Genomic DNA, 630 nt, shown 5'->3' with positions numbered 1-630 from the left:
GAAGAGTTCGGCTGGCTCATCGGCTACTCCCCGTACCACCACGTCCACGCCGGCACCGCCTACCCGGCCGTGCTGTTCACCACGTTCGCCAGCGACACCCGCGTGGACCCGCTGCACGCCCGCAAGATGTGCGCCGCCCTCCAGCACGCGACCGCCTCGGACGCCCCGATCCTGCTCCGCAACGAGTCGGACGTCGGTCACGCCGCCCGCTCGGTGAGCCGCTCGGTCGACCTCATGGCCGACACGCTGTCCTTCATGGCGGCGCAGACCGGGCTCGACCTCCCCGGCCCGGACCACGACCACGAGTTGACGGATGGTCTAATAAGGGAGTGAGCAAGACGACGGCGCGGGACGGACTGGAACGCCTCCTCGGGCTGCTCGAAGAGCCCCCGGACGAACCCGACACCACCTCGGGCTACCTCGACCTGACCGGGCCTGCCCCGCAGCCCCCGCCGTCCCTGTTCCAGTCGGCGATGGAATCGACGTTCCTGCCGCAGATCTACGAACGGGTCTGGCGGCCCATCGGCTTCAACGTCGCCAAAGGCTGGCCGATCGGCCCCGACACCGCCGCCGAACACGCCATGGCCCGCAGCTGGCTCGGCCTGTCCCGACCCGGAAGCGCCGCCCGGC

General features: G+C 70.8%; 1 protein-coding gene and 1 pseudogene. Both read left to right on the top strand.

Features of this window, described 5'->3' with window-relative positions:
* Positions 1 to 333 (top strand): prolyl oligopeptidase family serine peptidase (locus tag DAT37_RS37710; RefSeq protein ID WP_157978886.1); only part of this gene is annotated, 333 nt, incomplete at its 5' end.
* Positions 330 to 630: pseudogene (locus tag DAT37_RS37705) on the top strand (hypothetical protein); the annotation flags it as partial. The gene DAT37_RS37710 and the pseudogene DAT37_RS37705, both read left to right, overlap by 4 nt.

Origin of the sequence: Nocardia aurea (assembly GCF_003123685.1) — a bacterium.
In the GTDB taxonomy this organism is placed as follows: domain Bacteria; phylum Actinomycetota; class Actinomycetes; order Mycobacteriales; family Mycobacteriaceae; genus Nocardia; species Nocardia aurea.
This window is presented reverse-complemented; position numbering and strand designations above follow the sequence as displayed.